At 38.6% G+C, this 210-nt stretch carries 1 protein-coding gene and 1 pseudogene; both read right to left on the bottom strand.

Going from position 1 to position 210, the window contains the following annotated elements; translation table 11 throughout:
* The coding region (locus HMPREF2780_RS06410) for an RpiB/LacA/LacB family sugar-phosphate isomerase (RefSeq protein WP_199774050.1) at positions 1–125 on the bottom strand (125 nt) is incomplete at its 3' end.
* 16 nt (positions 126–141) lie between these two features.
* Positions 142–210, bottom strand: a pseudogene (locus HMPREF2780_RS06405) (galactose-6-phosphate isomerase subunit LacA); the annotation flags it as partial.

Genomic DNA, 210 nt, shown 5'->3' with positions numbered 1-210 from the left:
TAGTGAGTACGAGTATGGTCATAAGTACCAAAGTCAAGGACTTCATAGCCTTTTGATTTCAAAAAATCTGAAACAGCCATTTTTTCATTGGTAACGATATGGTCACATCCAATTGCAATTTTCATTTGACTTCTCCTTTTCTTAGCACATTTTGTTGAGCATGTCGACCCGGATTTGGTGACGTCCGCCGTCGTATTTACCATTGACAAA

This window comes from Streptococcus sp. HMSC062B01 (assembly GCF_001811085.1).
Lineage (GTDB): Bacteria > Bacillota > Bacilli > Lactobacillales > Streptococcaceae > Streptococcus > Streptococcus gordonii.
This window is presented reverse-complemented; position numbering and strand designations above follow the sequence as displayed.